The 14,453-nt window shown below is 40.9% G+C and carries 12 protein-coding genes and 1 pseudogene; 5 read left to right on the forward strand and 8 right to left on the reverse strand.

From position 1 onward, the window contains the following. The first annotated feature begins 56 nt into the window (after positions 1-56). Together aspS and OVN21_RS07580 are read left to right on the forward strand one after the other, a co-directional pair. The gene (gene aspS, locus OVN21_RS07575) at positions 57-1,820 is read left to right on the forward strand and encodes an aspartate--tRNA ligase (RefSeq protein ID WP_267247940.1); all 1,764 of its coding nucleotides are present in this window, start codon (positions 57-59) and stop codon (positions 1,818-1,820) included. Continuing rightward, positions 1,798-2,729 (forward strand): annotated as a pseudogene (locus OVN21_RS07580) (YitT family protein). The gene aspS and the pseudogene OVN21_RS07580 overlap by 23 nt, the downstream one beginning before the upstream one ends. Positions 2,730-2,762: 33 nt before the next feature. Here OVN21_RS07580 and OVN21_RS07585 read toward each other — a convergent pair. The 4 genes from OVN21_RS07585 to OVN21_RS07600 form a co-directional block, all read right to left on the reverse strand. Continuing rightward, positions 2,763-3,749 (reverse strand): LacI family DNA-binding transcriptional regulator, encoded by a 987-nt coding sequence (locus tag OVN21_RS07585; protein ID WP_267247941.1) that lies wholly within the window; start codon positions 3,747-3,749, stop codon positions 2,763-2,765. Between the two features lie 9 nt (positions 3,750-3,758). Beyond that, a complete protein-coding gene (locus OVN21_RS07590) occupies positions 3,759-4,559 on the reverse strand; it encodes a DUF1189 domain-containing protein (protein WP_267247942.1) in 801 nt (266 codons plus the stop codon). Positions 4,560-4,704: 145 nt separating this feature from the next. Then, a complete protein-coding gene (locus OVN21_RS07595) occupies positions 4,705-5,547 on the reverse strand; it encodes a sugar ABC transporter permease (RefSeq protein ID WP_001065648.1) in 843 nt (280 codons plus the stop codon). Position 5,548: 1 nt separating this feature from the next. Then, positions 5,549-6,841, reverse strand: a complete 1,293-nt coding sequence (locus OVN21_RS07600) for a sugar ABC transporter permease (RefSeq protein WP_267247943.1) — start codon at positions 6,839-6,841, stop codon at positions 5,549-5,551. Between the two features lie 471 nt (positions 6,842-7,312). Between OVN21_RS07600 and malQ the strand changes: the two genes are divergently transcribed. From malQ to OVN21_RS07615, 3 genes are all read left to right on the forward strand, one after another. After that, on the forward strand, positions 7,313-8,830 hold the full coding sequence (gene malQ / locus OVN21_RS07605; RefSeq protein ID WP_267247944.1) for a 4-alpha-glucanotransferase: 1,518 nt from the start codon (positions 7,313-7,315) through the stop codon (positions 8,828-8,830). A 25-nt stretch (positions 8,831-8,855) separates the two neighbouring features. Then, positions 8,856-11,114: a glycogen/starch/alpha-glucan family phosphorylase gene (gene glgP, locus OVN21_RS07610; protein ID WP_267247945.1), complete on the forward strand. Its 2,259-nt coding sequence runs from the start codon at positions 8,856-8,858 to the stop codon at positions 11,112-11,114. A gap of 232 nt (positions 11,115-11,346) precedes the next feature. After that, positions 11,347-11,553: a hypothetical protein gene (locus OVN21_RS07615; protein ID WP_267247946.1), complete on the forward strand. Its 207-nt coding sequence runs from the start codon at positions 11,347-11,349 to the stop codon at positions 11,551-11,553. A gap of 109 nt (positions 11,554-11,662) precedes the next feature. Here OVN21_RS07615 and OVN21_RS07620 read toward each other — a convergent pair whose 3' ends face one another. From OVN21_RS07620 to OVN21_RS07635, 4 genes are all read right to left on the reverse strand, one after another. Next, positions 11,663-12,511, reverse strand: coding sequence for a putative RNA methyltransferase (locus OVN21_RS07620; protein WP_267247947.1), 849 nt, complete (start codon positions 12,509-12,511; stop codon positions 11,663-11,665). A 379-nt stretch (positions 12,512-12,890) separates the two neighbouring features. Further along, entirely contained in the window at positions 12,891-13,295 is a 405-nt protein-coding gene (locus tag OVN21_RS07625; protein ID WP_267247948.1) for a type II toxin-antitoxin system HicB family antitoxin, read from the reverse strand. A 47-nt stretch (positions 13,296-13,342) separates the two neighbouring features. Continuing rightward, positions 13,343-13,528: a type II toxin-antitoxin system HicA family toxin gene (locus OVN21_RS07630; protein ID WP_023935892.1), complete on the reverse strand. Its 186-nt coding sequence runs from the start codon at positions 13,526-13,528 to the stop codon at positions 13,343-13,345. 202 nt (positions 13,529-13,730) lie between these two features. Then, entirely contained in the window at positions 13,731-14,123 is a 393-nt protein-coding gene (locus tag OVN21_RS07635) for a transcriptional regulator (RefSeq protein WP_323744039.1), read from the reverse strand. Positions 14,124-14,453 lie beyond the last annotated feature (330 nt).

The raw sequence follows: 14,453 nt of genomic DNA on the forward strand, positions 1-14,453 counted from the left end.
TGAAGTGCCTGCGCTTTTATGGTAAAATAGTAACAGAATAAAAGAGGAGAGAAAACATGAAACGTAGTATGTATGCTGGTCGTGTTCGTGAGAAACACATCGGACAAGAAATGACCTTGAAAGGATGGGTTGGCCGTCGTCGTGACTTGGGTGGTTTGATCTTTATTGACCTTCGTGACCGTGAAGGGATCATGCAGTTGGTTATTAACCCTGAAAAAGTCTCTGCAGAGGTTATGGTAACAGCTGAAAGCCTTCGTAGCGAATTTGTTATCGAGGTGACTGGTCAAGTCGTTGCGCGTGAGCAAGCTAATGATAAGTTGCCAACTGGCGCGGTTGAGTTGAACGTGGCAGCTTTGACGGTGCTTAATACAGCTAAAACAACGCCTTTTGAGATTAAGGATGGTATTGAGGCCAATGACGATACACGTTTGCGTTACCGTTACCTTGACCTTCGTCGTCCAGAAATGTTGGAAAATCTTAAACTTCGTGCTAAGGTGACTCACTCTATCCGTAATTACTTGGATGAGTTGGAATTTATCGACGTGGAGACGCCATTCCTTTCTAAGTCAACGCCAGAAGGGGCGCGTGACTATTTGGTGCCATCTCGTGTCAATAAGGGGCATTTCTATGCTCTTCCTCAAAGTCCACAAATCACGAAACAACTCTTGATGAATGCTGGTTTTGACCGTTATTATCAAATCGTTAAATGTTTCCGTGACGAGGACTTGCGTGGTGACCGTCAGCCTGAGTTTACCCAGGTCGATTTGGAAACATCTTTCCTTACTGAGCAAGAAATCCAAGATATCACAGAAGGCTTGATTGTGCGCGTGATGAAAGAAACCAAAGGCATCGACGTGACACTTCCATTCCCTCGTATGAAGTATGACGATGCTATGGCTCTTTACGGTTCTGATAAGCCTGATACGCGCTTTGACATGTTGCTTCAGGACTTGACAGAAGTGGTCAAGGGTGTTGATTTCAAAGTCTTCTCAGAAGCACCTGCTGTGAAAGCCATTGTGGTTAAAGGAGTTGCGGACAACTATTCACGTAAAGATATCGACAAGATGACGGAAGTAGCCAAACAATACGGTGCCAAAGGTCTTGCTTGGGTCAAGGTTGCGGATGGAGAATTAAACGGACCAGTTGCCAAGTTCTTGACTGGCATTCAAGCAGACTTGACAACAGCGCTTGCTCTTGAAGATAAGGACTTGGTTCTCTTTGTGGCGGATACGCTTGAAGTGGCGAATGCAACACTAGGCGCCCTTCGTGGACGTATTGCTAAAGAGCTTGGGCTGATTGATAACGATAAATTCAATTTCCTTTGGGTGGTTGACTGGCCGATGTTTGAATGGTCTGAAGAAGAAGGCCGCTACATGAGCGCCCACCATCCATTTACCCTTCCACAGGAAGAAACAGCTCACGAATTAGAAGGTGATTTGGCTAAGGTTCGTGCCATTGCCTACGATATCGTTTTGAACGGTTATGAGCTTGGTGGTGGTAGCCTTCGTATCAACCAAAAAGACCTTCAAGAACGCATGTTTAAGGCTCTTGGTTTCTCAGCTGAAGAAACAAATGACCAGTTTGGCTTCCTTCTTGAAGCCATGGACTATGGTTTCCCACCACACGGTGGCTTGGCTATCGGTCTTGACCGTTTTGTCATGTTGCTTGCAGGAGAAGAAAATATCCGTGAAGTCATTGCCTTTCCTAAGAACAACAAGGCAACTGACCCAATGACACAAGCTCCATCAACAGTCGCTCTCAAACAACTAGAGGAACTCAGCTTACAAGTAGAAGAAGATGAAACAAGCAAAACGAATTAAGCGGTGGCGCTATTATCTGCGCCGCTTTGCTTATCAGATAAAAATCTTACGAGTTTTACAAAGTATCTCTCGGGAAAAATATGATGAAAAGATTTCGGCCTCTCTGGTCTATGGATTTTTGTCAGCAGTAGCAGTCAATTTCTTTTTCCAACCAGGGCATGTTTATTCGAGTGGTGCGACAGGTCTGGCACAGATTATCTCTGCCTTGAGTCATCACTGGTTTGGGTTTCATATTCCGATTTCGCTGACCTTCTACGCTATTAATTTTCCTTTGATGGTCTTGGCCTGGTATCAGATTGGCCATAAGTTCACTGTCTTTACCTTTATCACGGTGTCCATGAGTTCCTTCTTTATCCAGTTTATCCCTGTGGCAACCTTGACGGAGGACCCTATTATCAATGCCCTTTTCGGTGGTGTTGTCATGGGCTTGGGGATTGGTTTTGCACTCCGTAACAATATTTCTAGCGGTGGTACAGATATCGTCAGTCTGACCATTAGAAAGAAGACAGGTAAGAATGTCGGTAGCATTTCTTTCTTGGTAAATGGGATGATTATGCTGATAGCAGGTTTGACCTTTACGCCCTCTATTCTATGATTACCATCTTTGTCTCTAGCCGTGTGACAGATGCAGTCTTTACCAAGCAAAAACGCATGCAGGCTATGATTGTGACCAATCATCCAGACAAGGTAATTGAGAAAATCCATAAAAAATTGCACCGCGGAGCAACCATGATCCACGATGCAGAAGGAACCTATAATCATGAGAGAAAAGCAGTCTTGATTACGGTTATCACACGAGCAGAGTTTAATGATTTTAAACACATCATGAAACAGGTCGATCCGGCAGCCTTTGTCTCTGTATCCGAAAATGTCCACATACTAGGACGATTCGTAGAAACAGACAATTAATAATACTCAAAAGACCAGCCTTGGGGCTGGTCTTTATTTTTCGATAATTTTGTGTCCAATCAACTGGCGGTAACAAATCTGTTTATTGTTTTTAGCATCGTTGATGATCTGGAGAATGGTTTCAAAGGAAACGCGCCCAAGTTCCAGGATATTGATATCCACATAAGCTACAAGGTCAAGTCGAGGATTGATAGAGTCGAAACTCAAGACAGGAACCTTTAGCTGATGCTTACTGATGTAGTCACAAACTCCTTCGGCTAGGAGACTATCGGTTGTGATAATGGCATCAATTTGTGGATCGTGCTTGAATAATCGCTTGCTAAATTTATAGCCCTTTTCTTCCAGAAATTCGTCTGCAAAGTAGATGCGATTGTTGTCAGTGGTAAGTTTGTAATGTTTAAGAGCCTGTTCATAGCCTGTTAAACGGTCTTTGGTCACGAAGAGCTTTTTGCTTCCTCCGATAAAGGCAATGCGTTTGCAGCCTTTTTTGATGAAATATTCAGTCGCATCAAAGCCGGCTTGAACATTATCGTTGTCGACAAGGGGGATGAAAGGTGAAGTGGATTTTCCGAGAATGAGGAAAGGGAACTGCTCATCTGCTACTAACTTAACCAAAGGGTCCTCTTCTTGGGCGTAGAGAAAAATCAAACCATCTACACGCTTACCAAAGACCATCTGGGAAATAGCCTTGAGCCGTTCTTTTGCATCTTTCCCCGTTGCAATCTGAATAGCATAGTGGTTCTCAGATGCCACTTGGGCGATCCCCCGTAGGACAGATGGGAAGAAGGGATTTTGGTAAAAGGCATCTGAGTCGTCAGGGAGCACTAGGCCGATAACTTGAGTATAGCTACTTACCAAGCTACGAGCATTGAGATTGGGATGGTAGTTGAGCTCCTTCATCGCCTTGCGAACTCGTTTTTTGGTTTCATCACTAATCGTTGATTTGTTTTGAATGACGCGGGTAACAGTTGAAGGTGAGACCCCTGCTGCCTTGGCCACGTCTTTAATCGTAACGGGCATAAAAATCTCCTATTTATGATAATTTGAATCACGGAAATGTGTCTTGTAAAAAATGGTGACCAGATAAAGAACAAAAAGAATGTTTTGTACAGTGACAAGGGTTGACATATTTTGACCAAAAAGTCCCAAAATAAGCGTGATCAGAGTTGGTAATCCTAAACAGTTCAAGATAAAATGATAGCACTCTTTAAAGGTTCTAAATGAAAAGAGGCGTGATTTTTTAGTGATATAAAGGAGAAAGCTAGCCCCAAGAGAGACAATGAAGAAATTCAATCCAAAGAGGAAGCTTGCACCAAGAACTAGAAAGAGACTGATATAGGATCGGTTTTGTTGGTACCAATCTTTAGAAATATCCTGGGTTAAACTTTCCTTACTCTGGAAACTCTTCGTTTGAATCGCGTGGTAGCGAATACGAGTCAGTTCCTTGCTTTCCTTGCTGATGACCAGTTCTTCAGTATCAAAGTGAAGTTGTAGGTCCTTTGGCAATTCCTTATTCTGGCTTGGACCGATCAGAAGAGAAGGCTGCTGATTCTTAGTACCTGGGTAGTTCAGCTTTCCATCTACGATTTGTGCATTCTCTGACAAATCCATGATCGCTTCATCTGTCAGCGGTGTGTAAACATTATCGATAAAGGCTTCTAATGGATAAGTCTCCTGTGAGCTGTTTTGAATGGCAATTGGAACCATAGACAAGCTAATGAGGAAAATGCTAGTAAAGAGAAGCTGAAACCAGTTAAGTTCGAAACGTTTTGATAGGGGCTTACGAAATCCCCAGATACTAGTAAAATACGAGAATGGATATGGGAGCATAGGCATCTTTCTAAAAGTATTTTCTATATGAGTATTATTATATAGTAAAATGTGCTTTATTTCAAGTCTAGGAGACAAATTGCTTGTCGCAAAGATGTTATTTACAGTCACAAGCTCCAAAATGAAAAAGGGTGGCGGGGATATATTATCCCTTATCGCCACCACTTGTAAGTCCTGAAACAAAGTTTTTTTGTAGGAAAAAGAAGAGAATACAGATTGGAAGGGCGATGAGGATAGCACCTGCTGAGAAGTAGGCGATCTTCATGTTTTTCACATTGCTAACGAAGGTTTGGAGACCTACGGCAACAGTAAAGTATTCTTTCTCACGAAGCAAGAAACTAGAGAGGATGTAGTCTCCAAAAGGTCCCATGAAGGCCCAGAGAGCTTGTACGGCAACCATTGGGCGAACAAGTGGAAGAACAATTTGCCAGAAGCGGCGGAAGTGTCCTGCACCGTCTAGTTTTGCAGATTCGTCTAGAGACATTGGCACTGTATCGAAGTAGCCTTTCATGAGCCAAGCATTCATTGGGATACCACCACCAACGTAGAGGAAGATGAGGAACCAGCTGTGGTTAAGGGCGTTCAACATAAGTGCCATAACGAAGAAGGCTGTCAAAGCGGCCATGGTTGGCACCATTTGGATAATCAAGAAGAAGACCAAACTTTGTTTACGAGCCAAGAAGTTGTAACGGCTGTAGGCATAACCAGCAAGTACGATGATACTTGTTTGAACAACCATGGTAATCAAGGCGATAATCAAAGTATTGAGGTACCAAGTACCGTACAAGGTTTCAGTGAAGAGGCCTTTAAAGTTATCAAAATTGAGGTCGATATTAGTATCTAGTTTAAAGGCTGAGACGTTACCTGCTTTAAAGGCTGACATGATGGTAATCAAAAGTGGATAGATAATCACGATTGATAGGCCAATTAAGTAGAGGTAAGTAAGAGTTTGAGTCAGTCTACGTTTGAGTTTAATTGAGTTATTCATCTTAGACATCCTCCATATCAAATGCGTGTAGTTTCTTGAATGCGATCATAGAGATTGAGATGACAATGATAGAGATAATCAAGGTAACAGCTGCCGCCATTGAGTATTGAGGAGATGTACCTGTTGTCAAACGGTAGATCCATGAGATCAAGATATCGGTTGAACCAGCTCCACCTCCGACACTACCAGGTCCTCCACCATTGAAGAGGTACATGATAGAGAAGTTGTTAAAGTTGAAGGTGTATTGGCTAATCAAAGTAGGTGCTGCAACAGCCAAGATCATTGGGAAAGTGATGTTGCGGAATTTTTGCCAAGCATTAGCACCGTCAATATAAGCTGCTTCGTAAAGGTCGTTAGGAATAGATTGTAAGATACCTAAAGTCAAAACGTAGATGTATGGGAATCCAAGCCAACCTTGCATCATAATCAAGGCAACCTTTGTCCAAGTAGGGTCTGTTTTCCAAGGAATAAGAGCCCCATCAAGGAAAGGAAGGAATTTAGCAAAGATCGGCAAGACTTGAGTGTTGATAGCACCGACACTATCATTAAACATGTTTGAGAATGTCAAGATAGTGATGAAGGCTGGGACAGCCCAAGGAAGAAGGAAAATAACACCAAAGATACGTTTTCCTTTGATAAATGGTTGGTTAGCAATGATAGCTGTGAAGATACCAATCACGATCTGCAAAGTTGAGGCAGATAAAGCCCAGATGATAGTCCAAGAAAGAACAGAACCAAAGGCTGAACGGAAGGTACTCAAGCTCCAAATGTTTGTAAAGTTTGTCAAACCAACCCAGTCCAACAATTTGTTTGGTGGCAAGTGTTGGAAGTCGTAGTTGGTAAAGGCAATCATCAAGGTTACGATAACTGGGAAGATAATCGCAAAAGTCATTGCAATATAAGATGGAATGATCAAGAGGTAAGGGAAGCCATTTTCATAGATTCCTTTGATCATTTCTTTAAAGGTAAGTGCTACTGGAATACCATTGTTAATGTGTTTAGCAGTTGTATGTGCATCTTTAATATTTGAGAAATAAAAGAGTACATAAACGACTACAAAGATTAAATGGAAGGCACCACGAATCAGCATAAAGAGGGAATTGTCACGACCGGTTTTCTCACCAAGTGTAATCAAATTGCTCAATTCGGGGCTTGCAAGTGTTAGAAAATACAGAACAAATAAAACGGTAACACCAAGGAGAATAAATCCTTTGGCTTTTTGTTTGTTATAAATTTGTCCTAAACCAGGAATGATTGACAGCAAGGCTGCGTTGCGAGGCTGTTGTTTTTCCATGATTCTCCTTTCATAGGATAGAGATAAAACTCGGATGCAATCGTAAGATATGTGCATATAATAGGTGTATCTATAAATAGAAAACGGTTGCAAGGTTTTTTAAAAAAATTTTAAAAATTTTTAAAGGCTTGGAAGTGGAGATGATTCCCCTTAATAGGAAGAAAATATCCTAAACGCTGATTTTCTTATTTTGTGAAAACCAAGGGAAACGATTGTGTTAATTTAGCCCGATTTTCAGAAAATATAGCAAATGTTCGGAACGAATTATCTTAAATCAAAAAATCTTTAAAAATTTTTTCGCTCATTTCATAAAATATCAGTGGGAATAAGTTTTAGTTAGACAAAAATAATTCAAAAAAATTTTAAAAACGCTTGCATTTATTCTTGAAATACGCTATACTTAATTGATTAAACGCAAACGTTTGCGTCTTAATTGCGCAACGTTTTATAACAAACACATGAGGTGCTATTATGAAAAAACGTCAAAGTGGTGTGTTGATGCACATCTCTTCTCTACCAGGAGCATACGGGATAGGATCATTTGGTCAGACTGCCTATGGTTTCGTTGATTTCTTGGTTCGTACGAAGCAACGTTACTGGCAAATCCTCCCTCTTGGGACAACAAGTTATGGAGATTCTCCATACCAATCATTCTCAGCCTTTGCTGGAAATACGCATTTTATCGACCTTGATATCTTGGTAGAGCAAGGCTTGCTCGAAGCTAGTGACCTTGAAGGTGTTGACTTTGGTAGCGATGCATCTGAAGTTGACTATGCGAAGATTTATTACGCACGTCGTCCGCTTTTAGAAAAAGCAGTTAAACGCTTCTTGGAAGCGGGTGATGTCAAAGATTTTGAGAAGTTTGCTCAAGACAACCAATCATGGCTCGAACTCTTTGCTGAGTATATGGCTATCAAAGAGCATTTTGACAATCTTGCTTGGACAGAATGGCCAGATGCAGATGCTCGTGCGCGTAAAGCTTCAGCGCTTGAAAGCTACCGTGAGAAATTGGCAGACAAGTTGGTTTACCACCGTGTGACTCAATACTTCTTCTTCCAACAATGGTTGAAATTGAAAGCCTACGCTAACGACAACTACATCGAAATCGTTGGGGACATGCCTATCTACGTTGCGGAAGATTCAAGCGACATGTGGGCAAATCCACATCTCTTCAAGACAGATGCCACTGGTAAAGCAACCTGCATCGCAGGATGCCCACCAGATGAGTTTTCTGCCACTGGTCAGCTTTGGGGGAACCCAATCTACGACTGGGAAGCAATGGACAAAGATGGCTACAAATGGTGGATTGAACGCTTGCGCGAAAGCTTCAAGATCTACGATATCGTTCGTATCGACCACTTTCGCGGTTTCGAATCTTACTGGGAAATTCCTGCTGGTTCTGATACAGCAGCACCTGGTAAATGGGTAAAAGGTCCAGGGTACAAACTCTTCGCAGCCGTTAAGGAAGAGCTTGGTGAACTAAACATCATCGCAGAAGACCTTGGTTTCATGACAGATGAAGTGATCGACTTACGTGAACGTACTGGTTTCCCAGGAATGAAGATTCTTCAATTCGCCTTCAATCCAGAAGATGAAAGTATCGATAGTCCACACTTGGCACCTGCTAACTCTGTTATGTACACAGGAACACACGATAATAACACGGTCCTTGGTTGGTACCGTAACGAGATCGATGATGCGACTCGTGAGTACATGGCTCGCTACACGAACCGTAAAGAATACGAAACAGTGCCACACGCGATGCTTCGTACAGTCTTTTCATCAGTTAGCTTCATGGCAATTGCAACTATGCAAGATTTGCTAGAATTGGATGAGACAGCTCGTATGAACTTCCCATCTACCCTTGGTGGAAACTGGTCTTGGCGTATGACTGAAGATCAATTGACACCAGCTGTCGAGGAAGGTTTGCTTGACTTGACAACAATCTATCGCCGAATCAATGAAAATTTGGTAGAATTAAAGAAATAATACAATATCAGGAGACACCTTAAACATGTTATCACTACAAGAATTTGTACAAAATCGTTACAATAAAACCATTGCAGAATGTAGCAATGAAGAGCTTTACCTTGCTCTTCTTAACTACAGCAAGCTTGCTAGCAGCCAAAAACCAGTTAACACTGGTAAGAAAAAAGTTTACTACATCTCAGCTGAGTTCTTGATCGGTAAACTCTTGTCAAACAACTTGATTAACCTCGGTCTTTATGACGATGTGAAGAAAGAACTTGCTGCTGCAGGTAAAGACTTGATCGAAGTTGAAGAAGTTGAATTGGAACCATCTCTTGGTAATGGTGGTTTGGGACGTTTGGCTGCCTGCTTTATCGACTCAATCGCTACTCTTGGTTTGAACGGTGACGGTGTTGGTCTTAACTACCACTTTGGTCTTTTCCAACAAGTTCTTAAAAACAACCAACAAGAAACAATTCCAAATGCATGGTTGACAGAGCAAAACTGGTTGGTTCGCTCAAGTCGTAGCTACCAAGTACCATTTGCAGACTTTACTTTGACATCAACTCTTTATGATATTGATGTTACTGGTTATGAGACAGCAACTAAAAACCGCTTGCGTTTGTTTGACTTGGATTCAGTTGATTCTTCTATTATTAAAGATGGTATCAACTTTGACAAGACAGATATCGCTCGCAACTTGACTCTTTTCCTTTACCCAGATGATAGTGACCGTCAAGGTGAATTGCTCCGTATCTTCCAACAATACTTCATGGTTTCAAATGGTGCGCAATTGATCATTGACGAAGCAATCGAAAAAGGAAGCAACTTGCATGACCTTGCTGACTACGCAGTTGTCCAAATCAACGATACTCACCCATCAATGGTTATCCCTGAATTGATCCGTCTTTTGACTGCACGTGGTATCGAGCTTGACGAAGCAATCTCAATCGTTCGTAGCATGACTGCCTACACTAACCATACAATCCTTGCTGAAGCCCTTGAAAAATGGCCTCTTGAATTCTTGCAAGAAGTGGTTCCTCACTTGGTACCAATCATCGAAGAATTGGACCGTCGTGTGAAAGCAGAATACAAAGATCCAGCTGTTCAAATTATCGACGAGAGTGGACGTGTTCACATGGCTCACATGGATATCCACTACGGATACAGCGTTAACGGGGTAGCGGCACTCCACACTGAAATCTTGAAGAACTCTGAATTGAAAGCCTTCTACGACCTTTACCCAGAAAAATTCAACAACAAAACAAACGGTATCACTTTCCGTCGTTGGCTTATGCATGCTAACCCAAGACTTTCTCACTACTTGGATGAGATTATTGGAGAAGGTTGGCACCATGAAGCAGATGAGCTTGAAAAACTCTTGTCTTACGAAGACAAAGCAGCTGTCAAAGAAAAATTGGAAAGTATCAAGGCTCACAACAAACGTAAATTGGCTCGTCACTTGAAAGAACACCAAGGTGTGGAAATCAATACAAACTCTATCTTTGATATCCAAATCAAACGTCTTCACGAGTACAAACGCCAACAAATGAACGCTTTGTACGTGATCCACAAATACCTTGACATCAAAGCTGGTAACATCCCTGCTCGCCCAATCACAATCTTATTTGGTGGTAAAGCAGCTCCAGCCTACACAATCGCTCAAGACATCATCCACTTGATTCTTTGCATGTCAGAAGTTATTGCTAACGATCCAGCAGTAGCTCCACACTTGCAAGTAGTTATGGTTGAAAACTACAACGTTACTGCAGCAAGCTTCCTTATCCCAGCATGTGATATCTCAGAACAAATCTCACTTGCTTCTAAAGAAGCTTCAGGTACTGGTAACATGAAATTCATGTTGAACGGAGCTTTGACTCTTGGTACTATGGACGGAGCTAACGTGGAGATCGCTGAGTTGGTTGGTGATGAAAACATCTACATCTTTGGTGAAGATTCAGAAACTGTTATCGACCTTTACGCAAAAGCAGCTTACAAATCAAGCGAATTCTACGCTCGTGAAGCTATCAAACCATTGGTTGACTTCATCGTTAGCGATGCAGTTCTTGCAGTAGGTAAGAAAGAACGCTTGGAACGTCTTTACAACGAATTGATCAACAAAGACTGGTTCATGACTCTCCTTGACTTGGAAGACTACATCAAAGTCAAAGAGCAAATGCTTGCTGACTACGAAGACCGTGACGCATGGTTGGATAAAGTCATCGTTAACATTTCTAAAGCAGGATTCTTCTCATCTGACCGTACAATCGCTCAGTACAACGAAGATATCTGGCGCTTGAACTAAGATATAAATTTATACTAATACATTTTGTAAAAAAGCGAGTTTCGATTGAAATTCGCTTTTTTAAATGCTGTGGATTTGGATCAATCTTGTCTAAAAATAGGGAAATCCTAGATATAGTGAAGGCATAACACTTTCTTTCTGTCTCATGCTTCTTCTTAATAGATTACCTCATCTTTATTGTATTCGCTTACATAAAGTATTATAATATGATTGTAGGGAAGAAGGTGTTTTTATGTGGAAAAAATATTTTTCAAAATATAGATGGACTGATTTATGTTGGACACTATTTGTGATTTTGGCATCCCTCTTGACGGGTAACCGTACTCTTTTTTCACTTACCCATCAAGAGATCTCTTATCATGGGTGCTATTTGGGGATTACATTTGCCTCATTTCACTTATTATTCATTGATAAATTTGTCATTTCGAATCGAAAATAAATGGAGAGGTTAAAATTTTTTCCACTTTTCGGATAGACAGTTGAAAAATCGCGATTTAAACCTACACCTCAAGAAGAGGTGCGGGTTTTGTAGTATCTGAAAGATTTGTTTACCGTACTTTCCCAACCAGAATCTCTGCTTCAATGGTAATCTCTGTCAGTTGATTCCAATCAATCTTGGTTTGATCAACGTGAAAGAGTAAGGGTGTCATGGCAAGTAAAGCTAGGCGTTGATCTGCTGTGATAGGTTTTGTTAAGGAAACAATCTGACTAGATTGGATGCTGAAATGTTCCTGGAAATGTTCTTTGATATCTTGATTAGAATAGTCCTTCTTTGTCAGTTGGTCTTGCACCATTTGACGGATTTCTTTGAGATGATTTTCAGTCGGGATGACCTTAATCAAGATACCATCTTTGGATAAAACGCGACGGAATTCCCCATAGTTGGCAGGCGAGAAGATATCAAGCAGGCTATCCATGCTGGCGTCTTTTATAGGAAGGCGAGCTAAGTCACCAACAAACCAGTTGACCGCCCAGTTGGGTTCGCTCTTGGCAGCGATTTGAACGGAATCTTTGGAAATATCAAAGGCGTAAAAGGTTTTGTCAGAGTGACTTTCTTGGAGTTTGCGAGAGTAGAAACCTTCGCCGCAACCGACATCCAAGATAGTTTTGGCAGTTTCTAGTCTTGCAAGCAGGTCTGAGATGGTTTCTAAGATAGTCTGATAAAAGCCAGCCTCTAGGATTTGTTGGCGGTTTTGAAAGTTTTCTTTGTCGTAGTTGGCAGATTGCTTAATTTGAGGTGCCAGATTGGCATAGCCAAATTTAGCCAAGTCAAAAGAATGGTGATTATTGCATTTGAGACTGCTCTCTACCAGAGTCAGATTTTCTTGGCAGATAGGACAGGCAAAGGCAGTCGCAGAAGCGAAGCGCTGAAGTTTGGGTTTGAGATTTGTATTCATAGTTTAAGTGTATCAAAAGAGGCAAATGAAAGCAACTTTAGGAATAAGTAGATGGGAGATTCAGTAGAAATAAAACTAATTCTCCAATTTATAGAATGAAATTGCTTTTATATCTAAATTGCTATATTTTGACTTGGGCATCATTCCACACTTCAATATAACGCCTAAACCCTTGATATTACTGAGTTTTTAAAAAATCACATTTGAATAGATATCATTAAAAGTTCTTAAAAAGTCTTAAAAAGTCCACAAAAAAAGCCCCACAAAAGGGCAATAAATGACGAGTTCAGCAGGCAAGAAACTAGCACGGTCAAACGTGCTTTTTTTATTGTTGGCTGCTGATAGGTATATTATACCATGAAGTACGTACTTTATGACGTTATACCTGTAATTCTTCTCTGATTGCTTTCTGTAATAGCTGACTGAAATTGATTTTATTTTCTTTACCAACTTCAACCAACCAACTAGGGAGGGTTACAGTCTTGTTAACAATCTTAGAACGTTCGCGCTCTCTGACCAGTTCTGTATCTACTGAGATAGCTTGCAGAATATCCTTATCACTGCCAAGCTGACTAGCCAAAGCCTTGAAACTTGAAGGTTCTGGAAACTCTTTGCCTTCATCTTCAAACATGATTGTATAGATTTCTAGCACCTCACGGGCCTTATAAATTGCCTCGTTCAAGGTCTCTGCTTCACTTATTGCCCCTTGAAAATCAGGGAATGTGATTGTATAACCGCCGTTTTCTTTATCCACTTCAAATAGTGCCAAGTAAGTGTATTTCATAATTTGATAATAACCAATGACCGCCCCAATATAGGGGAGGGAGTTTTTTACTCCCCTTCCAATACTTTCAAAATCTTGCCAAGTGTTCCAGGTCTATAATCGTTTTCTTTTGGTTTAGGTATCGTTACCGTTCTTCCGTCTGGATGTTTCCAAACTTCATGCGAACCTTTACCAAAAGCTGTTTTGATAAAACCTTTTTTCTTAGCAAGTTTTTTTAGTTCTCTTTCGGTCATCGGTTTCTCCTTTCCGTATCTTTAATTATATTATACACTTGTTTAAAACATTCGTCAATACATAACGCGTATTTTTCACACTTGTTTTCACAACCTCACAAAAGCCCCTAGTTTGCTCTCTAAGGGTTTGTAGTTTATCCGTGGTGTTTTAGTTGTCCAGTACGAAACAAAGCAAAATAGGGGGCGAATATGAAGCCAACGCCTACTTATATGCTTCTAGCTCTCCGTTCTGGTGGATTCTCGCAAAGTTTAAGACGGCTATCTGTTTATATCGGTGGTAACTAGTAAAACTAGTACCTGCCATCTCTACGCATTCACTCATTGTTTTCTTTCTCATGTAACAATAATGGATAATAAAGTATTTTCTGGCTCGCTTGTTCTCTATCTTATTGATATCATGGACAAATGTTTCTAGACTCTCTCTAATTGCTTTTTCATGCTTACTAGTCAAATTCCACTGATCAGGTAGGACAAGTTTCCAAGCCTCTTCATCTATTGTAACTTGGTTTTCACTTCCTGCCATCCTCTGGAATCTCAGAAAGTAAGTCATCCGCTTTCTGACGTTCATCATCGTTTTAAACTTATCCAACTCCATTAGTTCGTTCTTTCTGACGTTTATAGTATCGTTTCTTTTGGGTCAATATCTTGTCTTTTTTCTTTTGGTAACGCTCCGCGTCTTTCTTTTTATTACATAGCTTACAAACTTTTGAGAAACCTTTCTTGTCTGAATGCTTTCTATAAAAGTTTTCGCTAGATAATTCTTTGGTCTCATGACACTTGGAGCATTTTCTAGTTAAAGTGGTTTCATTCAATCCTATTTACTCCTTTTTGTCTTTCTCGCTCGCGAGAAAAAATGTACAGTGACGGCGTGAAGCTCGCGAGCGCCTAGTGGGAGGGGGATACCCCCCTATACTTAAGCTAGGAC

Origin of the sequence: Streptococcus sp. Marseille-Q5986 (genome assembly GCF_946902915.1) — a bacterium.
Lineage (GTDB): Bacteria > Bacillota > Bacilli > Lactobacillales > Streptococcaceae > Streptococcus.